Genomic DNA, 20,308 nt, shown 5'->3' on the forward strand with positions numbered 1-20,308 from the left:
AACATTATCTCTCCTTTATTGGACAATTCCTTGGTTTGCGCCATCTACTAGTTGAATGGCTTTTTTAAGCGTATAGTTTACTTCATTATAGTTTCTTAGCAATTGAGTTTGTGTGGAGAAGTACTCGATACTTTCTTTAGGGCTTGAAACTAATTTTTCAATGGCATCGAGTTTTGGAACAGGTGATTGTTTCATGGCTAAATCATGGCCGAAATTACTGCCTTTGACATAATTTAATGGCACTAAAAGTCTTGAAAGTTCCATAATCGTTTCATTCGCAAGCTTTAACTTTCCAGATTCCTGCAGATTAATGGTTTTGAGCTTTTGCTCAAAGCTCTGTACTTTAATTTTCAGCTCCTTCACACGATCTAGAGCAGATGACAAATCGAAATGACCTTGGGATTTGTCCTGCCAAAACTTTAGGCTTTCCTCAATGTCCTTGACTGCCTCTGTCTGTTGAACAGATAAAAGGGGCTCACTAACTGTCCGATAAACAATGGATAGATAGATTCTACAATCTCTCTCCAAATTATCAGGATCGATTTTATCCATTGTATCCTCTGTTGTATGCCACCACCAGCCAAATCCACCCGACTTTCCTGCCCCGAATAATTGGCCAAACGCGGCAGCAGCTGGTTCATCAGACGGCTCTTGTTCTGAAAGCCCCATAAACAATGAAGGTGTTCCAGTACCCCAAAATGATTGGTCTCCGGCACGGCCAAATCGAGCGCCTTCAAACTTTGCTCCGGCAAGAGAGCCAATGGCATCTTCTGCAAGATGTTTTGTTTCTGCCATACAGTTGGCTTCCGTTAATACAGTAGAATCTTTTGCCCCAACAGAATCAATATTGATATGAAGAACACAATTTTCCCTTAAATCTTCCCAGTTTGTATCGCAATATAAGGCCGATCCAGCGTATCTGCCATGAGAGTGGCCAGACCAAAAGGCTAGCCGTAGCGAACGCTTCAAACTATTTTTATGTTGAGCTAAAACCCTGGCGACTTCCAATATTACGGCATCTGCTGTTCCGTTATCCATTGCACCATAATGCCAAGAATCAATATGACCGCTGAACAAAACAAATTTTTCCGGTTCTTCCTGTCCTTTTATCTCTGCTGTTAAGGTTGGAATACGGCGGACGCCCGTAACTACTTCTGCTGAAATTTTACATTCGTCTTGATTGTCCAGCAGTTTGTTTTTAATATGTTCACCAGAAGAGGTATTTACCGATAACACAGGGATATCAGGAAGGAGTTCAACCGTATCAGGGGTAGGGTTGCCCCACACAGGTGAAACAATCATTTCATGCGTATATTTGGCATTAATGAATACGGCACCTGCAGCACCGTGTTTGGCCGCTTGAATTACTCCGCCAGGGGTAGCGAGCCCCTCCACAAGAACAAGTTTTCCACTTACGTTGCTATTCTTGTAATCTGGAGCGGTTCCTTTTTCAACATATACAAGTTCTGCTTGTATATTCTCAACTGACTTTGCCATAGAGTGCGTAATGCATTCAAAGTCTTCCCCGCCAACTTGGAGGAAAGCTTGTCCAGGCAAGCTTATATAGGCATCATTAAACTGCAGTTCTGTATCAAGCCCAAATTCTTCAAGTTTAGCTTTAGCATATTGAAATGCCCTTAGTTCTTCCTCTGTACCGGATAACCTTACTTCTTTTGAAATTTCTTTTGTAAACTCCATTAACCTCTCTTTTGAAACTTGGCTAAGAAGAGCTTTTTCAGAAACAAAGATAGATTGGCTGACTGACATTTTTCATTCCCCTTTCATAATTAGATATTGCAATTTAACTAGATACTCACCTCAGTTAGTTTCGGGCAAGATTTGCTTCATGGATAGAATGAAGCAATTCAAGGTTCTCAATAGACAGCTCCCTTTTACCTTCTTCAATCTCAATAATCATGGACAAGGTTGCTTCCGTTAACCTCATATCGATTCCGTAAGACTTTCCTTCAGCGATAATGGGGGTTAAGTGGGATGGGACTTCTGTCTTCCTCTTTCGAACCGCAAGATCCCGCCATATACCCGATCTTGTTTTAGAGTATGTTCTCAGCCTGCTGACCAGCTTGTCCAATTGAGCGTGGAGTTCATCCCAGTTTCTTGCTTCAGGCGGAAAAGCAAGACCTGGTTCCCAATCGTCAAACCCCATAGGTTTTATTTTCTTTTCTTTGGCAACCTCCAAGATTTCTGATGCCAGATCCATTAACATTGCTCGATTTTGGCGGTTGTCCAACACATCCGCAATTGTTTCATTGGTTAAGGCTGTCGCAGTAAGTATAGCTCCATAACTGAGTTTTCCCCATATGTAACCAGACAGGTTATCCGTTGCTCTGGCATTTCCCCATGAGGCTAATATGCTCACTATTTTTTCAACACGTGGAGAGATTTCTCCATGCAATTCACCGATATATACACTGCCGATCCCACCATATGAAATCGTGCCAGATTCCAAATAATCGGCAAAAAGATTAACAAAGCATCCTATCGTTTGTTCCTCTCCTATTTCATCGGCAATCTCCTGCTCACACAGTCCATTTTGAAACGAAACCACCATGGAATTCTTTGTTAGCATATGTTTAAAGCTGCGCACGGCATCTCGTGTATGCTGGGCCTTCACACAGAGAAAGACGAGTTCCAGTTCTTCGTCTCTTTTGACAAATTCCGCAGCAGTGTACGCTTTTACTGGAACGGTAAATGTTTCTGTGCCTTTAATTGTAAGACCTTGTTCATTCATTTTTTTAACATGATCTACTGCTATATCAACAAACGTTACGTCTTGTCCTCCTTTTACTAGATAGGCGCCAATGACTCCTCCAATGGCGCCTGCACCAACAATCGTTATTTTCATAATAATTTCGCTCCTCTAGTCATAGAAGTATATTTCAATAATGGGTAACTTTTGTTTTATGATAGGCAAATGACACACTTGAAAGCTTTTCAATTAATAATGCAAGCAGTGCACTTCTTACAGGCATTTCCGAAAGAATTAGATGCTCATGTTCTGCATGAGCGCCATCGCCCACTGCTCCCAATCCATCTAATGTCGGGGCAATCAATGCCGTAAAACTACCATCGCTTCCTCCGCCAGTAGCTTTTTCAAGCAAATCAAAATGCAGCTCGTCTCGCGCTATATTCTTTGCAAGTTCATACATCTTTCCCACTTGCTCTGTTCTTTCTAAAGGAGGCCGGTTGATTCCCCCTGTTACACTGATTTCGGTCCCCTGTATATGAGGTGTTAAATTCTTTAGAAAGGGGATTACGCGATCGAACTCTTTTTGAGAGTTAAATCTGACATCAATTTCCGCTTCAGCTCTTGCTGCCACTACGTTCGAATGGGTACCTCCCTTAATGACACCAACGTTTACCGTTGTTCCAAGCTCATAATTGTTCAGACTGTGCAAATAAATGGTTTGGTGTGCGAGCTCTTCAATGGCGCTAATCCCGTTTTCAGGTTCCACCCCTGAATGGGCAGGCAGACCGTTTACTTCCACATTCAGCATCGCCACCCCTTTACGAGATGTCTTAAGAGCGCCTTTTGGCGACAATGCGGGTTCGAGGACTAAAACAAATTTACTTTTCCTTGCTTCCTCCTCAATTAATTGTTGAGAAGTTGGACTGCCGATTTCTTCATCCGATGTAAATAAAACGACAACCTTACAGCTTACTTTTCGTTGTAATTCTTTTAAAGCATGGAGCGCGTAAATACCCTGTACTAATCCTCCCTTCATGTCAAAAACACCTGGCCCGTACACTTTTCCGTCTTCGATTTTGAACGGGAGCCTCTCAATTTCTCCCTCCGGCCACACCGTATCAAAATGAGTTAGGATAAGAATTTGTTCGTCTCCTTCTCCCCATTCACCGCGGATATGATTTCCATATTCTTGATTTGGAATGACGGTTGCACTGCCTCCTGTTAACCCACAAAAAGTGTCGAGGACTAGCTCACCTACTTCATCTGTTAACTCTTTATTTAATGAAGGGGATTCTTTTTCTACTAAAGTCCGCAATGTAGAAAGCATTTCACTCTCTTTTTCTTTCAAAAACTTAAGCGTTTCATTCATCGTGCTGCCTCCTCCTCAACCAAAGATGTGTTGAAAAACCTTCCTGCGGAGTAGCCGCCGTCTACTAAAAGGGTTTGACCAGTTACATAGCTTGACTGGTTAGTAGCAAAGTACAATACTCCTTTTGCAATTTCCTCAACCAATGCTGGCCGATTCATCGGACTATATGTTAGTTTTTCTTCATGTTCACGGCGGGCCGCTTCCGTGGTCAAGGTCTGAAGCAATGTCTCCGTTTCTACTAGTCCCGGTCCTAACGCATTAATACGGATACCATACTTCGCCCATTCTAATGCCAACACTTGGGTCATCATTTTTACTGCTGCCTTAGAGGAACAGTAATGAGCTACGCCCGGTCTGGCTACTTCGCTTGCCGTTGACGTAATATTAATAATAGAGCCGCCATTACCTTGCTTAACCATTTGTTTGGCGGCAGCTTGTGATAGAAAAAACGTACTTTTTACATTTAACTCGTAAACATTGTCCCACTCTTCTTCTGAAATAGTTAAAGCAGAGGTGGAAGGATAAACGCCTGCGCAATTTACTAAAATGGAAAATTTATTAAATTTTGAAATAGCTGTCTCAACGATCGTATTCATGTTTTTCAAGTTTTTTAAGTTTACTGCCAGATAATCTACATCGTTATGCATTTGTTCGCCTTTTAATTCGGAAACGGTCTCGATTAATTTTTCTTCATTAATATCTACAAGAAGTACAGAAGCACCTTCGTTCAGAAATTCGTTGGCAATGCCTTTCCCTATTCCTGAGGCAGACCCGGTGATAACGGCTGTTTTTCCAGCTAGTGAATCATTCATTATGAAACTGACCTTCCTTCGCATTAATTGTGGGTAGATTATGTTGCTTTTTTCTTTTTGGAGTTGGCTTGAGACATTCTTCTGGAATTTGTTTGTAAATAATCTTAGAGTAGATACTAGGACACCAGGAATCAGACAACGATTGCAAAAAGAAGCTTGCCACAGCATTTGTAAAAATATTTATTCGTTACTAAGCGGCAGGTTGAAAATACCTGCTGAATTTCCACCGTCCACTGTTAGAGTAGCGCCAGTGATAAACGAAGCATGCTCGGAACACAAAAAGAGAATGGCTTGGGGTGCGTCGTTTGGACCCGCTGTTCGGCCAAGCGGGATATTTTTTAACATAGCCTCAATATAATTTTCTGACAATGAATTGACTTGACTGCCAGGAGTTAAACCTGGACTTAGCGAATTTACTCGAATTTTATGTGGTGCTAATTCTAAAGCAAACGACCGCGTCAACATATGTAGTCCCGCCTTGGAAACCGCATAAGAACCGGAACCCAATCTCGGAACAAAAGCAGATCTCGAGATGATATTGACAATCGATCCTTGAACGTTTTCCAGAATCATTTGTTTTGCTAATTCTTTGGTTAACGTGAAAGGAGCATGTAAATTTAACCCTAGCACTTTCTCCCACTCTTCTTGCGTTACATCTAATAACATTTGGCTTGGGTACACGCCGGCGTTATTAATCACTATATCGGGTGCTCCCCACGCTTCCTCTACTTTTTTTGCAAATGATTGAATGGCCTCATAATCTAATAAATCGATCTGTTCAATTCTAACCTCCGAAGCCCTGCCAAAAGAATCCTCTTTTATTAGTTCATCCAACTCTTCCTTGCGTATATCCAATAACCAGAGGCATGCCTCTTTTTCAGCAAACGCCTTGGCAATCCATGTACCAATCAATCCGGCAGCACCAGTGATGATAACTCGCTTCCGAACAAAATTCATAACGTCTCCTCCATTTTTGTTATCTGCTATAAATAGAAGCTACCCACTTGTTTTTCCACTGAAATTGGTAGACCGAGCGTTAAGGATTGTTGTTCGAGTCGCTTTAATACTCGTTCTGAGGCTTCTGGGTTTAAAAACTCGGGTTCTCCCTTCGAGTTAAGATGAATAGGAAGCAATCGAACGCTTACTAATCTATTATTCTCCATTTCTAATTCCACAACCACAGCTTCCCGAGCTTCCCCTGTTTCCAGGCTGTCCACCTTATATGGAGGATATGCTACTGTTAGTTTCATTTCGTGATCCTCACCCATACTGTGAAATAAGAAATTACCTAAACTATAGGCGATTAGTCCATGTTTGTACTTCTCAATACCGTGTATTACATGAGGATGATGCCCCAGAATAATGTCGGCACCCGCATCGATTAAAGCGTGCCCAAGCGGTTGTTGATAATCTGCTAAAGGTCCCTGGAAAGCTGCACACCATCCGTTGGGAATTCCCCAATGCATATTCACAATGACAAAATCCGACTCTTTTTTGGCTGACTCTACAATATTACAAGCATACTCTAGGTCACCCTGATTGACTGTGGTTTCTACCCATGGAGATATTCCTGGCTGTTCATCCAGTGTCATATTATCAATATAGAATCTAGCATGTGCTCGAATAGGAGCGATCCCTGGACGATTTGTACCTGCGGCATACCCGGTTGGTAATGCACTACAGAAACCCAAAATAGCTACCCGCATGCCATTGATCTCCATGAATAAAGGCTGTGAGGCCGCTTCCATATTTATCCCTCCACCAACCGCATGAACCCCAGAAGCCTTTAAGACTTCCATTGTTTCCAAAAGCCCTGTCGCTCCAAAATCCAAAGCATGATTATTAGCCACAGTTACCGCGTCGATTCCTGCTTCCATTAAAGAAGGGGCTATACTAGGTGATGCCTTTAACGTAATCGCCTTATCTACTCTTACCTCAGAATTGGTTAAAGGAAGTTCCAAATTCGCAATGGACAAATCTGCATTTCGCAATAAATCCCAAACCTTATTTACGGCTGGCTGGCAGTCCGTTACACTACGCAGAGGAGCCAGATCCCCGACCGCGGCAATCGTGAATTTTTTTTTCATATTTAATGAACTCCTTCGCTTTCTTCTTTTTATTAGTAAGTTACTTCAACATGCTGCACCAAAAGGATAGGAAAAGAGGGAATCCTGCTCCCTCTAATCCAAGGAAGAATCATGTATGTATCTATGGATTGAATTAATCCAGTTCGTCATTTTTCGTTTCTCTTAGAGTAAAAAGAACGAGTAAGGTAACGATAGAACATCCGATAAGATAATAGGTTGGAGATACTTTGCTATTCGTTACAGAAATTAAATAAGTGGCCATGAATGGAGCAGTCCCCCCAAACACTGCAACAGCCAGATTATATCCCACAGATAATGCCGTATTACGTACCTTTGTAGGGAATAATTCAGCCAATGCAGTAGGTCCTGTACCGCAATACATGGATTCAAATATAGCCAAGATAAACTGAGGTAATAGGACGAATAAAATTCCTTCTTTCCCTATTAATAAAAACATAGGGTACGATAAGACGATAAATCCTAGGCATGAGCATATAAGCAGTGGTTTTCTCCCAATGCGGTCCGAGAGATGTCCCATAATCGGAATTAAAATAATAAAGAAAGAGAGAACAGTAACATTAACAGCCAATGCCGTACTGAAAGGCAAATTGAGTACTTTATTCATATAGGCTGGCATATAATTTATGAAAATATAATATGAAACGGTCCAATGAATCGTAAACCCAATAGCTTTTAAAAATGGTATCGGATATTTAGTAACGATTTCTTTAAGAGGCATTTTTACATGTTCCTGTGTTTCTTCAATTTCCTTAAACTTTGGTGTTTCATCCACCCTCATACGAAGATAAAGACCTAGTAATCCAGGGAGAATTCCGATTAGGAAGGGTAATCTCCAGCCCCATGCATTAAGAGTCTCAGGTGTCATCATTAACGAAAAAGCCAATGAAACAAGGGCTGCTAGTAAAACACCTCCAGCTGTACTAACCTGTTGAAAGCTGCCGAAAAATCCTCTTCTTGTTTTTGGTGCATATTCAACTAGAAAAGTGGTGGATCCTCCCCACTCTCCTCCTGCAGAGAAACCTTGAATGAAACGAGCTAGGACGAGTAAAATCGGTGCAGCAATGCCAATTTGATTATAGTTAGGAAGGATACCAATTAAAACCGTCCCAACCGCCATCATGATAACTGATATGGATAATGCCTTTTTTCGTCCAACCCGATCACCAAGTGGTCCAAAAAAAAGAGCACCCAACGGCCTCATAATAAAACCGACAGCAAAAACACCAAAGGTCAGCAAAAGAGAAGCAGTGGCATCACTTGCGGGAAAAAATTGATCTGAAATTATTGCTGCATATAATCCGTAAATTGCCCAATCATACATTTCCAATACATTTCCTATTGCCCCTGCAATCACCGCTTTACGGACTTTTTTTTCAGTTGGGGCTTGCTCCAATTGATAAGATGGTTGCATGTAAATCCTCCTTTTGTTAGTCGAGTTCTTTTAAGTGCCTCTAAGTTTCCCAAGACAGGTGTCGAGATCCATCATGTATTTGCGGGATGGCCCTAGCTTGTACAATCTCCTTTTGGTGCACACACCACCTCCTTACTACCAGAAACTTTTTTATTAATCTCTTTTTTAAAGAGACTTAGGAAATTTTCTTCGCAATCTGAGCTGAAGGGTTCGTCTACTGTTGCGACATTCGCAAAAGAAATTAAAACATTGAACATCACTCGAAGCTATGTTATATGAAATCAGAATTTACAAAATTAGAGTAATATTCAGAAAAATTATTTTAAAAAATATAGAGGATAAACGTGACCTCCTCTAGGAAGATTACAATCAATCCTCTTTGGGCTTAATCCACCCAGTCATATGACTGTTTATGAATTTTTAAAATCATTGACGATTCGTTTGATTCAATCCCATCAATTTTGCTTAGTTCATTTGTAAATATGCGATAAAGTTCTTCATTGCTTGATGTAATAATTTCCGCAAATAAATCAAAGCTTCCAGTTGATGCTGCCACAAAGCGAATAGAAGGGATCTTTACAAGCTCGCTTATGACATTCTCCAGTTTACTTAACCTCACCCTTAACCCTAACATGGCAACCGTAGCGGTTCCTGTTTTGAAGGGATCCACTACCCCGACAATCTTGAGAATGTCGTTTTCCATCAGTCTTTGGACCCGGTTTCTTACAGTGCCCACTGTAATGCCCAATTCTTCGGAGATATCGGTATAGGATTTTCTACCGTCTATTTGTAAGAATTGAATTATTTGTTTGTCCACGTCATCGATTTGAAATTCGGTTCCTTTTTGACGTGAAACAGAATTTTTTTGTTTTTTCTCCATGCAATACCTCCATCTATTTTTATTATCATAGTGTCTTTTTTTTATTTTTTCAATAGTAAAATTAAAAATAATGTATTTTTTTATTAAAATAATGCATTATTTTTAAAATAGTACATGAAAACGAGTCCACATCTGAATATCATTGATTCTATCTTTGCTGACTTTAGAGATAAAGTTGTAGTCGCTAAAGTCCTTTATATTCGAAACTGTATTTTAAAAAACCGTTTTAAGAGTTTTGCGGAATTTGTTGAAGATCACGAACGTATCTATTTAGCCTTCAGGAAGGAAATCCAGCAAAAGCAGAACAAGAAATGCTTTCACATATCGGCTACAATAAGTCCTCCAATTATTCCCCAAGTCGCCCCCAAAGTAGTGAGACGATTCCAATAAAATGAAAATAGTAAGACAGGGAGATTCGCTGTGGCAGTGATGGGTGAAGGAAAAACCGTTAAATAGCATAGTATGGAAGTTCAGCAATTAATTGTGATTGGTTTAAGTCTAGTATTAATTGCCAAATGGCCGGGAATCAGGTTTTTAAAAGACTATGTGTATAGTTTGCCTTTGTTTAAAGGGTCCTTTGTTTAGCCTTTGCATGGATGACTGGAGGAGCACTTTTCATTCCTATTCGACCAATGATTGAGTTATATAAAGAATACAAAAAATAATGTAGTAATTTAGTCAACGTCTGGTTTGGTTGATTTTTTATAGGGGAAACAACAATTACTGAGGTTGACAAGCACATTCTTGTTGATACAGTATCTTAAATTTTCCTTGTTAAAAACGTACCATACCCCATTACAAAAAATTAGAAAAAATTAGGAAATCTTAAATCATTATGTTATACTTTGTTAAACCATTTACTTACTTGTACCATTTACCTGCTCTTGCGTTGAGCGGGTTTTTTATTGTGCTTTTTTTAGAAATCAAAAAAACAGGCCCTTTTAATGAAGTGACCCCTAAAAGTTAGACACGGTTATTTCATTAGGCAGCTTGCAGGGTATGAGTACGGTATTGAACCGGACTCATACCCTTTAACTTTGCCTTAATTCTCTTGTGATTGTAGTATTTTATGTATTTATCCAGTTCGATCTTAAAGTGGTCTACACTTTCAAACTCCTTTAGATAAAGAAGTTCAGATTTTAGAATCCCAAAGAAAATTTCCATCACAGCGTTATCGTAACAGTTCCCTTTTCGAGACATACTTTGCGTGATCTCATGTTTCTCCAGGACCTTTCGGTATCGTTTCATTTGATAATGCCAACCTTGATCAGAATGCATCAGGAGCGTATCTTTATCTGTCAAACGTACTAAAGCTTGGTCTAACATGGTAGAGACAAGGGAATATGTCGGTCTGGAACCAAGAGTATATGTGATGATTTCTCCATTAAATAAGTCCAAGATAGGTGATAAATACAGCTTTTCTCCGAACAACTTAAATTCTGTAATATCTGTAACCCATTTTTGGTTTGGCTTTTCAGCTTCAAAGTTACGATTTAAGATATTTGGTGCAATCTTGCCGACTTTTCCTTTATAAGAGCGGTATTTTTTCATGCGTACGAGGCATTTTAAGCCCATTTCCTGCATGATACGCTGAACTTTTTTGTGGTTCACTTTGTGTCCTCGATTTCTAAGTTCATCACGAATCCGACGATAGCCAAAACGTCCTTCATGTTCATCATAAATGGCCTGAATCAGCTTTTTCAACTCCGCATCTGGGTCAGGACGGTTCCTGTTGTTCACCCAATAATAGTAAGAACTGCGAGGGATACACGCGAGCTTGATGAGGGCTTTCACCGGGAACTCATGCCTCAATTCATAGACTACTTGCGCTTTGTCTTGTTTGGTGATTTTTCCTTGTTTTGAACTAAGGCATTCAACTTTTTTAAATACGCATTTTCCATACGTAACTGTTCTAATTCCTGTTGAAGAGCTTCTACGGATCCTTCAGCTGATGCCGATTTCTTGGAAGCCTTTTGATTTTTATTATTCATCCTTGGACGCCCCTTTTTCTTTGGTTCTAGGGCAGCCCACCCTTGCGTCTCCAATACATGTTGCCAGTTCCTCAATGAAGAAGGAGAAGGCAAATTAAAGATCGCAGCAGTTTCAAAGATAGACGTCCCATGTTCGTTCATAGAATTGAGTACGTCTAGTTTAAAGTTTACGGAGTAATTTGTATAGCTTTTGATAAAAGCACATTCCCCGTGGTATTTATATCTCCTCACCCAATACTCAACGACACTTTTATGCGCACCTATATCATTAGCGATGGAACAACACCCTTCGCCTTCTTCTAGATATCGTTTTACAGCTTCTAATTTATCTTCCTTAGTAAATTTAGCCAAAAGAAAAAGCACCTCCAAATTTTAGATGGTGTCTAAAATTTGGGGTGCAGTTCATAAAAAGGACCTGTTTTATATAAAATAAATAATTATTATGCTTTTTGAACGTTTGCAGCTTGAGGTCCACGAGCACCTTGCTCAACATCAAAAGTAACTTTTTGACCTTCGTCTAATGATTTGAAACCTTCAGATTGGATAGCAGAGAAATGAACGAATACGTCCTCTCCACCTTCGCGTTCGATAAATCCGAAACCTTTTTCTGCATTAAACCATTTAACTGTACCTTGTTCCATAATTGTTTCCTCCTAGTGCGTTAAACACACAAAATGTTACTATCCTTGCCCAAAGTGATCATCAAGATGAAAAATCGAATACTTAAACTTCTTTTACACCGAACAAAAATAATCCTTTTTTATTCTAACAGAAAACAGAAGAGAAAGCAAAATTTTAAGAAAATAAATAATATTTAAAACCAACGCGAAGTATGACCTTTGTTTAACCTCTTCCTTCTAATTGAGACAGCAAAAGAAGAGAAGAGCCCTGGTATCTAAAACAGATAGAGCTTTCTCGATGTTTAAATAAAAAAAATTGTTACCTTACATCTATATTCCTGTGAGAGGGTTCTTCCTGTCCAACGCAAAAATTATATTCCCCTTCTTTTTCCTTTTTCATACATGAAGGTAGAGTAACTTAATACGTATTCATCAACTCCCTCAGTTTAATACGATTTTCTTGCGAATACTCGCTTATTCACAGGATTTCAAAACCACTGAATTTAAGCTAACGGATAGATAGAGTAACTTTGGGATCTAAAGGCTTCGTGAAAGGCATAGTGAAATAAAGGAGCAGACAAAAACACCATATTTTACCATTCATCCTGCATAGAAAGTCGGGCAGCCCGAACTTCAGATTCTCTATTTGAGGGAACTTGGAACAACTAATTAACAGTAAACATAGCTACCCGGATGATAATTAGCTAGCGCCTTTAAGTGATTGCGTCGGTAGCAGACAGAAAGACAAGGGCAACTCACTTGCCATTTATTGCTTAGCTGCTGGTCTATCCACATTTATCGGCCCCGTTGCATTTTAATTACTACTATCTATCAATTTTTTTTATGTTTGTCAGCTATAAATAGCCTAACCATGGCCACCACGTTAATGCCAACACGTAAGTTAAAACGGTGGTAATGATTGTTAAACATAATCCTGGTTTAATGAAATCTCGTTGAGTCACCCACCCTGTTTGTTGGACCATTACATTAGGAATCGTTTCAACTACAAACAGAAATCCGAATAAGCATGTTATTCCGGCGGTAAATCCTAATAAAAGAGGTGATGATGATTGTCCTGCATGCTGCGCTAAAGAAATCACCACAGGGACGGTAGCAATCACAGCCGTTGAAACATTTGAGGTTACTTTATGTATCAATTGTGTTAGGATGGCCACAGTTAATACAGATAAAGCCGGTTGTGAAAAAAGATACAGCGTATAGTCATTTTCTAACCACTGGGAAATATGTTTAATCGCACCCGTCTCAAAAAGGGCACGTCCCAAAGAAAGGGTTACCGCTAGCAGGATTAACGGACCAAATTTAATGTCAAGAAGTTTTTCCCAGTTCGCGATTTTGATACCTGGCGTAGCCATTAGTAGCACTCCGATAAAGGTCGGGATCACTGGGGGCCAACCCGTGATATCTTCCATAGCCCACATCAGAAAAACAAGCGTTAATATCAATAAAGTTCTTTTTTCTTGAGCTGTAATGGGCCCAAGTTCAACTATCAACCTTTTCATCTCTTTCTTGAGCCCTTTCGGGACTTTCTCCTCCATCGGGAATGTACGATTAAGCACCCACCAAGAGACCGGTATTAAAATCAACCACAGGGGAAGGCTCAGGATCAGCCAATCCATATAAGTGATATGTTGTTTCAAATAGTAATTAATAAGATCAACGGTAACTACGTTTCCGATAGCAGCCGGTAGAATCCCCGTTCCGCTAACATTGCACCCTATAGCTGCACCCAACATAAACTTCTTTCCTTGTACATTACCTTTTTCGATGCCCAAAATTGAAAAAACGGAAAATACGATCGGCAATAGCATAGTCGTTCTTACAGCTGCAGCAGGAATAAAAATAGCCATAATTTGTGGAATTAAGATAATTCCAGCTAAAATACCGCCACGTTTTTCACCAAACCAGTATAAAAGTTGAAAAGCCAATCGCTTTCCAAGTAATGTCTGATCTAACCCACAGGCCAGCATCATTCCAGCTAAAATAAGAAAAATGGCTGGGGAAGCAAATCCCGACAAAACCAGGTCCATGGATACCGCGCCTGATACAGGAAGCAAGATCAAAATTAAAATGGCTGTCATTGAAAAAGGTATGGGTTCTAGAACCCAAAGAGCGATAGCCCCTGTACTTATAGCCAGAGTCGCCCTAGGTTCATAGTCCACATTTGCAGGCAATTGTGTGTAGACTAGGATCGATAACAAAATGGACACAACAATAAAAATCGGACTTTTTAGTACAACCAGCCATCGGCCTCTTTTAAGTGGAACTGCCAAATCTTCTTGTCGAATACCGACGTTTGCCATAGCTCTCTCCCCACTCCAGATAATCATTAATTAACCTATTAACTTGAAGAATGACGTTGCACCCAACGCCGTTTGATACATGCAATCTTGGGAAAAACAATGCCGACAATCCCACTCGCCTAAAAATTAAGCAAGCGTCCCTGTCGGCAAGATGTGAATGTTATAATGAATTCGTTTTTTTCATTAGTTGATGATCTCCATCAACTTCATCAGGTTGATTATCTTCTGTTTCCATAGCTGGATTGAATTCATTTTCAGATTTGGAAATGACAAGCGTTGCCACCCCGTTACCAATCAAATTGGTTACACCACGAGCTTCGGCTAAGAAACGGTCTACACCAAGAAGGATGGCAAGACCTTCTATGGGTAACATTGGAAAAGCAGCGAGTGTGGCACCAAGTGTGATGAAGCCTCCACCTGTTACGGCAGCTGCCCCCTTGGATGTTAGCATCATCACACCCATTAAGGTTAATTGTTGCCATAAACTTAAGTCTATTCCATATGCTTGTGCGATAAAAAGAGATGCCAAAGTTAAGTAAATTGCAGTCCCATCGAGGTTAAATGCATAACCAGTAGGAGTTACAAATCCAACAACCGATTTGGAACAACCGTACTTCTCCATTTTTTTCATTAAATCAGGCAATGCTGGTTCTGAAGAACAAGTACCAAATGTTAAGAAAATTTCTTCTTTTATATATACGAGAAACTTGAAGATATTAAATCCATAAAATTTTAAGATCAAACCTAATACACCAATAATGAAGATAAACATACATGCATAGACACTTACAATTAGTTTACCCATTGCGAATAAAGTGCCTGTTCCAAATTCTCCAATGGTGTATGCCATTGCCCCAAATGCAGCGAATGGGGAAAACTTCATGATGATATGAACGACCTTAAAAAATACATGCATTAATTTGTCAAATAAAGTGATGACAGGTTTAGCTGTATCTTTCATGGGTGCCAATGCCAGTCCAAACAAAACAGAAATGAATAGTACAGGCAACATTTCTCCGCTAGCGAACGCCCCGATCAGATTATCCGGAATAAGTCCAACTATAAAATCAATAAAACCATGTTCCGACTCTTTTGCTTCCTTGGTAAAACTTGACACATCCACTTTTCCGCCAGAATTTATATCAACGCCTGCACCGGGTTTCACAAGGTTAGCCACAAGTAATCCAATAGCTAATGCAATGGTAGTGACGATTTCAAAATAAATAATCGCTTTTCCGCCAATTTTACCTATCTTTTTTATATCATCCATACCACAAATTCCGAGGACAACTGTAAAAAAAACTATGGGGGCGATAACCATCTTAACCATTTTAATAAAAATATCAGGGAGAACTTTTAACTCAATACCAAAACTAGGGAATAACATTCCAACAATAATACCTGAGAATATGGCAATGATGACTTGCAAAGTAAGGTTTTTAGAAATTTTTTTCACCACGATGAATTCATCTCCTTCGTATTCACTTCATTGATTAACCCGAAGTTAGCGCTTTCATTTAGTGCCACTCCAATATGAGGTGGAGGCACATTATCTCCCGCTAACGGTAAAAAGACGCGCAGTCGTTAGCGGGATAGGACCTTGGAATAGGATTTAAATGCGTGTAAGGACGCTATTTTTATCATCTTTCCAATGCACGGTGAAACGCTTCTGTTAATTTTCTTACTGGCTTATCCAGGTTGAAATTCATCGATGAAAATTCTTCTGCATGGCAGCTCGAGCCTTATAACGTGTAGTATAAATCAACAGCTTACGGCTTGAGCTTTTTCCAGTATTCTTTTGGCTCTTTCAACAATTGGGTAATCCACCATTTTACCATTTACTTCAACAGCCCCAGAACCTTCTTGTGATGATTCCATATATGCCGATATAATTAATTGTGCGTTTTCAATATCTTCTTTAGAAGGAACAAAGGCTTGATTTACAACATCTATCTGGTTTGGGTGTACAACAAGCTTTCCTTGGAATCCCAATCGTTTCACAAATTGTGTTTCTTTCTTTAATCCCTCGCGGTCTTTAATATCGGTAAAGACTGCATCAATAGGCTGTTCTATACCTATCGCACGTGAAACGTTAACGATTCGGGAGCGGGCATATAAAAGTTCAAAACCCTCTTTGGTTAATTCCCCATCAATGTCTAGAGCGTAATCTACTGAACCAAAGGCTAAACATTTAATTCTAGTACTGGATGCAGCTATTTGATCCACTTGATGAACACCACGTGCACTCTCGATTAACGGGATAATATCAATGGTGTAATCGAGTCCCTGTTCTTTTTCAGCATTACTAAGAATTTCCTTCAAAAGGAGAATTTGTTCGCTGGTTTCGGATTTGGGCAACATGATCGCTTTTGCTCCATATTTCACCATTTCCTTTACGTCTTCAATGAAATATGGAGTATTTGCAGCGTTCACTCGCACCACGTTATAAGGCCTTGGGTATTGTTGAAGCGCTTGCTTTACCTTTGTTCGTGCAACTTCCTTCTCAGATACAGCTACAGCATCTTCTAAATCAAAAATGATGACGTCCGCTTCAAGTTGCCGAGTCTTTTCAATCTTTCTTGAGTCAGACCCCGGGACAAACATCCAGCTGCGATATAACGACATGTGATTCACCTCCTATTGTTTTTACTTCCGAATGTAATACTGCGTAATACTGCGTAATACTGCGTAATACTCTAATGCCGATGGTTAATTCTATAGTGCTGGATGACGTATTTCCTCTCTATAAAAGATCCAAACGATTTATAAAATGCAAACTGTCCATATTTAACGCTTTTAAAAGAATATGGATATTGGATCCTAAATGACTTCAAAAAAATTATTGATCAACGGTTACCGATTCAAATCCAAACTCCTTTAATATGGCTGCTGTGTGTTCGCCAACTGTAGGGATAGGGTTCATAACTGGATCAATATCTTCAAAAGTGACCGGTGGAATTAATGCTTTTAATGTTCCGACAGGGGAATCGATTTCTCTCCATCGGTTCCGGGCAGTTAATTGAGGATGGTTAATAAATTCCTGTATCGTATTCAATCGTGCATTCGCAATCTTAGCTTCCTGAAGTCGATAAATGATCTGGTCTGCACTTAATTGTTCAAATTCTGCGTCAATCAACGGTTTCAGTAAATCACTGTTGGATACCCGATTATAATTGCTGTTAAAGCGGCTATCGGCAGCCAGTTCAGGTTGCTTTAATACCAGTTCACAGAACTGGGTCCATTCTCGTTCATTTTGTATACCCATAAATACGAGCTTGCCATCGCCTGCAGCAAAGGGGCCATATGGATAAATGGTGGCATGGCTGGCACCTGTTCGCTTCGGCTCATCGCTGCCATACCCTGAGTAATAAAGCGGATAACCCATCCACTCTCCAAGCGCCTCAAGCATTGAAACTTCCAATACCGTGCCTTTTCCTGTCTTATACCGAGCAAGAAGAGCAGTTAATATTCCTGAATATGCATACATGCCGGCCGCTATATCTGCAATGGATATTCCTGCCTTTGATGGAGTGTCATCTGTTCCAGTAATAGAAACCATTCCTGCCTCACACTGAATCAGCAAATCATAGGCTTTTTTATCCCTATAGGGCCCACATGATCCATAGCCGGATATACCACAGGTAATCAGTTCGGGATATTTTTCTTTGAGAACAGACGGACTAAAACCCAGTCTATCAACAGCGCCAGGAGCTAAGTTTTGAATAAAAACATCCGCCTCAGAAAGAATTTTATCCACGATTGTTTTGGATTCCTCATTTTTTAAATCCAGAGCCAAGGATTCTTTGGAGCGGTTTAACCAAACAAAGTGGCTGGACATGCCATGAACAGTGGTATCATAATTACGGGCAAAATCTCCAGTATTCGGTCTCTCGATTTTAATAACACGTGCTCCTAAATCCGCTAACTGTCTGGTAGCGAATGGAGCAGCTACCGCCTGTTCTAACGATACTACCGTTATCCCCTGTAATGGCAACATAGAAGTTTGCCTCCTTTATATGTTCGATGTAAGATCTCGAGAAAAGCTAATGTGCTAGGATTGATGGATTACGGCCCTCATTTTTTGATCTTCTCGATTTCTGTTACTCTTTCTATCTCTTTATCTTCTTCCGCTCCTGAACTTGTTTCATTGTTTAAACGATATTTTTCCACACCCTGCTTGTACCAGTCGTTTCCATAGGCATCATTTATGACAATAGCAGGAAAGTCTTCTACTACAATTTTTCGAATCGCTTCTGTTCCCAGGTCTTCATAGGCTATCACTTCAACTTCTTTAATAGTGCGAGCGATTAAGGCGCCTGAACCACCGATAGCACCAAAATAAATAGCCTGATTTTCCTCAATTGAATTTATGACTTCTTGGCTTCGATAACCTTTTCCAATCATCCCTTTTAACCCTCTCTCCAAAAGAGCAGGAGTATACTTATCCATCCGGCCGCTGGTTGTAGGCCCTGCAGAACCAATCACTTGTCCGGGCTTGGCGGGAGTGGGTCCGACATAATAGATAACCTCGCCTTCTATGTTAAAAGGGAGATCTTCTCCTTGCTCCAGTGCTTCTATCATTCGTTTATGCGCAGCATCCCTTGCCGCATAGACCGTTCCACTGATTAACACCCGGTCTCCTGACTTTAGTGACTGAACCGTTTCTTCATTAAAAGGAGCGGTTATTTTTATCACAGACAAATATGATCACCTCCATTAAAGTGTAATTTCTTTATGACGGCTGGCATGGCAATTTAAGTTAACCGCTACTGGCAGCGCAGCAATATGGCATGGAGCAATTTCTATTTTCACATCAAGGGCTGTCGTGCTGCCGCCCATCCCCTGTGGGCCAATCCCTAATTGATTGATTTCTTCCATTAACTCATTTTCCAGCTTAGCAATATCATCAAGATTGCTGCGTTCACCAATGGGCCTAAACAACGATTTTTTAGCCAAATAACCACATTTCTCAAAATTGCCGCCGATTCCAACTCCTACAACGAGAGGTGGACAGGCATTAGGACCCGCCACTCGGACCGTATTGAGAATGAATTCTTTTATTCCTTGGAGGCCGTCTGCAGGTTTTAACATCTTAAGCGTGCTCATGTTTTCACTTCCTCCACCTTTAGCCGACATGTGAATGGTTAGTTGATTGCCTGGCACAAGCTCAACATGAATGACTGAAGGTGTATTGTATCCGGCACCTTTTTCCCTCGTAATCGGGTGATCAACAATAGAGTGTCTTAAATAGCCCTCCTCATAACCTTTTTTGACTCCTTCATTAATCGCGTCATATAAACTTCCTCCATCAATATGACAATCCTGACCTAACTCAACAATAAAAACTGAAACCCCAGTATCCTGGCACATGGGAACGCGTTCACTAGTGGCGATATTTGCATTTAAAATCAATTGATTAAGAACGTCTTTTCCTGTTTCGGACACTTCTGTTTTTAAAGAAGATTTAAACGCGTTAACTACATCTTCTCCAAGGTCATAATTCGCTTCCTGACACATCACAGCAACATTATCCACAATGTCTCGGTAGTCTACGGTTCTCAAAATTAAAACCCCCTTCTAGCCTTAGGCTGGCTTCATCATAAAAAATGTGCCAAGAGCAACTGCAACCAGATTATTTTCATCATCGGTGACAGTACATTGACCGACAACCGTATTTTTCCCATTATGCAAAATAACGGGATGAGCATAAAGTTTACTGCCTTTCCCCTGCTTAACGTAATTCACTTTTAACTCGATGGTAAACACCTTACCTGCCTCTGAAGCTTCAGAAATAATTTTATAACCGAGAGCTACATCGGCTAAGGTGTACACGGCTCCCCCTTGTGCGACTCCATACGTATTGGCATTTTGCATTCCAAGATCCATCGTTACATGATCCGTATTTGTTACATCTATGCCTAGAAGCCGGCCTAAGAAGTATAAACCGCCTTCTTTTGAAGCTTTAATTGAATGTATCGTATGCTGGATTTGTTGAAGTTCTTGTTGATTAAATTCATCTAAACTTTCTTTGATTTCTTGTATTATTTTTTGTTCATTCATGTTTTGTCAGCCTCTTTGAAACAATAGTA

18 protein-coding genes are annotated in these 20,308 nt (G+C 40.2%); all 18 read right to left on the bottom strand.

Features of this window, described 5'->3' with window-relative positions:
• Positions 1 to 15: 15 nt before the first annotated feature.
• Complete coding sequence (locus M1K46_RS22590) at positions 16 to 1,767, bottom strand: M28 family metallopeptidase (protein WP_256227790.1); 1,752 nt, start codon at positions 1,765 to 1,767, stop codon at positions 16 to 18.
• Between the two features lie 55 nt (positions 1,768 to 1,822).
• On the bottom strand, positions 1,823 to 2,863 hold the full coding sequence (locus M1K46_RS22595) for a ketopantoate reductase family protein (protein ID WP_256227791.1): 1,041 nt from the start codon (positions 2,861 to 2,863) through the stop codon (positions 1,823 to 1,825).
• A 34-nt stretch (positions 2,864 to 2,897) separates the two neighbouring features.
• Positions 2,898 to 4,076: a M20 family metallopeptidase gene (locus M1K46_RS22600; RefSeq protein WP_256227792.1), complete on the bottom strand. Its 1,179-nt coding sequence runs from the start codon at positions 4,074 to 4,076 to the stop codon at positions 2,898 to 2,900.
• Positions 4,073 to 4,888 carry an SDR family NAD(P)-dependent oxidoreductase gene (locus M1K46_RS22605; protein ID WP_256227793.1) on the bottom strand — a complete coding sequence of 272 codons (816 nt, stop codon included), beginning with the start codon at positions 4,886 to 4,888 and terminating at the stop codon, positions 4,073 to 4,075. Before M1K46_RS22605 ends, M1K46_RS22600 begins: the two co-directional genes overlap by 4 nt.
• A 180-nt stretch (positions 4,889 to 5,068) precedes the next feature.
• Positions 5,069 to 5,845 carry an SDR family NAD(P)-dependent oxidoreductase gene (locus tag M1K46_RS22610; protein ID WP_256227794.1) on the bottom strand — a complete coding sequence of 259 codons (777 nt, stop codon included), beginning with the start codon at positions 5,843 to 5,845 and terminating at the stop codon, positions 5,069 to 5,071.
• A 26-nt stretch (positions 5,846 to 5,871) separates the two neighbouring features.
• Entirely contained in the window at positions 5,872 to 6,975 is a 1,104-nt protein-coding gene (locus M1K46_RS22615) for a CapA family protein (RefSeq protein ID WP_256227795.1), read from the bottom strand.
• Between the two features lie 133 nt (positions 6,976 to 7,108).
• On the bottom strand, positions 7,109 to 8,407 hold the full coding sequence (locus tag M1K46_RS22620; protein ID WP_256227796.1) for an MFS transporter: 1,299 nt from the start codon (positions 8,405 to 8,407) through the stop codon (positions 7,109 to 7,111).
• 385 nt (positions 8,408 to 8,792) lie between these two features.
• Complete coding sequence (locus M1K46_RS22625; protein ID WP_256227798.1) at positions 8,793 to 9,287, bottom strand: Lrp/AsnC family transcriptional regulator; 495 nt, start codon at positions 9,285 to 9,287, stop codon at positions 8,793 to 8,795.
• Between the two features lie 317 nt (positions 9,288 to 9,604).
• Positions 9,605 to 9,751, bottom strand: coding sequence for a sodium:solute symporter family transporter (locus tag M1K46_RS25930; protein WP_375162239.1), 147 nt, complete (start codon positions 9,749 to 9,751; stop codon positions 9,605 to 9,607).
• Between the two features lie 517 nt (positions 9,752 to 10,268).
• Positions 10,269 to 11,629, bottom strand: a protein-coding gene (locus M1K46_RS22630) for an IS3 family transposase (RefSeq protein WP_256227799.1) whose coding sequence is annotated in 2 segments (ribosomal slippage) — positions 10,269 to 11,173 and positions 11,173 to 11,629 — 1,362 coding nt in all. Because the reading frame shifts where the segments join, the coding sequence is not laid out codon by codon here.
• Positions 11,630 to 11,718: 89 nt separating this feature from the next.
• Entirely contained in the window at positions 11,719 to 11,919 is a 201-nt protein-coding gene (locus M1K46_RS22635; RefSeq protein ID WP_026694123.1) for a cold-shock protein, read from the bottom strand.
• Between the two features lie 833 nt (positions 11,920 to 12,752).
• Complete coding sequence (locus M1K46_RS22640; protein WP_256227800.1) at positions 12,753 to 14,219, bottom strand: SLC13 family permease; 1,467 nt, start codon at positions 14,217 to 14,219, stop codon at positions 12,753 to 12,755.
• A gap of 160 nt (positions 14,220 to 14,379) precedes the next feature.
• A complete protein-coding gene (dctA, locus tag M1K46_RS22645) occupies positions 14,380 to 15,675 on the bottom strand; it encodes a C4-dicarboxylate transporter DctA (RefSeq protein WP_256227832.1) in 1,296 nt (431 codons plus the stop codon).
• A gap of 305 nt (positions 15,676 to 15,980) precedes the next feature.
• On the bottom strand, positions 15,981 to 16,844 hold the full coding sequence (locus M1K46_RS22650; protein ID WP_256227801.1) for an HpcH/HpaI aldolase/citrate lyase family protein: 864 nt from the start codon (positions 16,842 to 16,844) through the stop codon (positions 15,981 to 15,983).
• A gap of 214 nt (positions 16,845 to 17,058) precedes the next feature.
• The gene (locus M1K46_RS22655; protein ID WP_256227802.1) at positions 17,059 to 18,216 is read right to left on the bottom strand and encodes a CaiB/BaiF CoA transferase family protein; all 1,158 of its coding nucleotides are present in this window, start codon (positions 18,214 to 18,216) and stop codon (positions 17,059 to 17,061) included.
• Between the two features lie 77 nt (positions 18,217 to 18,293).
• Positions 18,294 to 18,914, bottom strand: coding sequence for a Fe-S-containing hydro-lyase (locus tag M1K46_RS22660; protein ID WP_309144602.1), 621 nt, complete (start codon positions 18,912 to 18,914; stop codon positions 18,294 to 18,296).
• 21 nt (positions 18,915 to 18,935) lie between these two features.
• Positions 18,936 to 19,781, bottom strand: a complete 846-nt coding sequence (locus M1K46_RS22665) for a fumarate hydratase (RefSeq protein WP_256227804.1) — start codon at positions 19,779 to 19,781, stop codon at positions 18,936 to 18,938.
• 21 nt (positions 19,782 to 19,802) lie between these two features.
• Positions 19,803 to 20,279, bottom strand: a complete 477-nt coding sequence (locus M1K46_RS22670) for a PaaI family thioesterase (RefSeq protein WP_256227805.1) — start codon at positions 20,277 to 20,279, stop codon at positions 19,803 to 19,805.
• Between the last annotated feature and the right edge of the window lie 29 nt (positions 20,280 to 20,308).

Origin of the sequence: Fictibacillus sp. WQ 8-8 (genome assembly GCF_024494405.1) — a bacterium.
Taxonomy (GTDB): domain Bacteria; phylum Bacillota; class Bacilli; order Bacillales; family Fictibacillaceae; genus Fictibacillus_C; species Fictibacillus_C marinisediminis.

Bases quoted from the DNA above. Each gene is read 5' to 3' on its own strand.
- M1K46_RS22595 (WP_256227791.1), bottom strand. From the start codon at position 2,863: ATGAAAATAACGATTGTTGGTGCAGGCGCCATTGGAGGAGTCATTGGC.
- M1K46_RS22605 (WP_256227793.1), bottom strand. From the start codon at position 4,888: ATGAATGATTCACTAGCTGGAAAAACAGCCGTTATCACCGGGTCTGCC.
- M1K46_RS22640 (WP_256227800.1), bottom strand. From the start codon at position 14,219: ATGGCAAACGTCGGTATTCGACAAGAAGATTTGGCAGTTCCACTTAAA.
- M1K46_RS22600 (WP_256227792.1), bottom strand. From the start codon at position 4,076: ATGAATGAAACGCTTAAGTTTTTGAAAGAAAAAGAGAGTGAAATGCTT.
- M1K46_RS22620 (WP_256227796.1), bottom strand. From the start codon at position 8,407: ATGCAACCATCTTATCAATTGGAGCAAGCCCCAACTGAAAAAAAAGTC.
- M1K46_RS22615 (WP_256227795.1), bottom strand. From the start codon at position 6,975: ATGAAAAAAAAATTCACGATTGCCGCGGTCGGGGATCTGGCTCCTCTG.
- M1K46_RS22655 (WP_256227802.1), bottom strand. From the start codon at position 18,216: ATGTTGCCATTACAGGGGATAACGGTAGTATCGTTAGAACAGGCGGTA.
- M1K46_RS22590 (WP_256227790.1), bottom strand. From the start codon at position 1,767: ATGTCAGTCAGCCAATCTATCTTTGTTTCTGAAAAAGCTCTTCTTAGC.
- M1K46_RS22610 (WP_256227794.1), bottom strand. From the start codon at position 5,845: ATGAATTTTGTTCGGAAGCGAGTTATCATCACTGGTGCTGCCGGATTG.
- M1K46_RS22650 (WP_256227801.1), bottom strand. From the start codon at position 16,844: ATGTCGTTATATCGCAGCTGGATGTTTGTCCCGGGGTCTGACTCAAGA.
- M1K46_RS22670 (WP_256227805.1), bottom strand. From the start codon at position 20,279: ATGAATGAACAAAAAATAATACAAGAAATCAAAGAAAGTTTAGATGAA.
- M1K46_RS22625 (WP_256227798.1), bottom strand. From the start codon at position 9,287: ATGGAGAAAAAACAAAAAAATTCTGTTTCACGTCAAAAAGGAACCGAA.
- M1K46_RS22635 (WP_026694123.1), bottom strand. From the start codon at position 11,919: ATGGAACAAGGTACAGTTAAATGGTTTAATGCAGAAAAAGGTTTCGGA.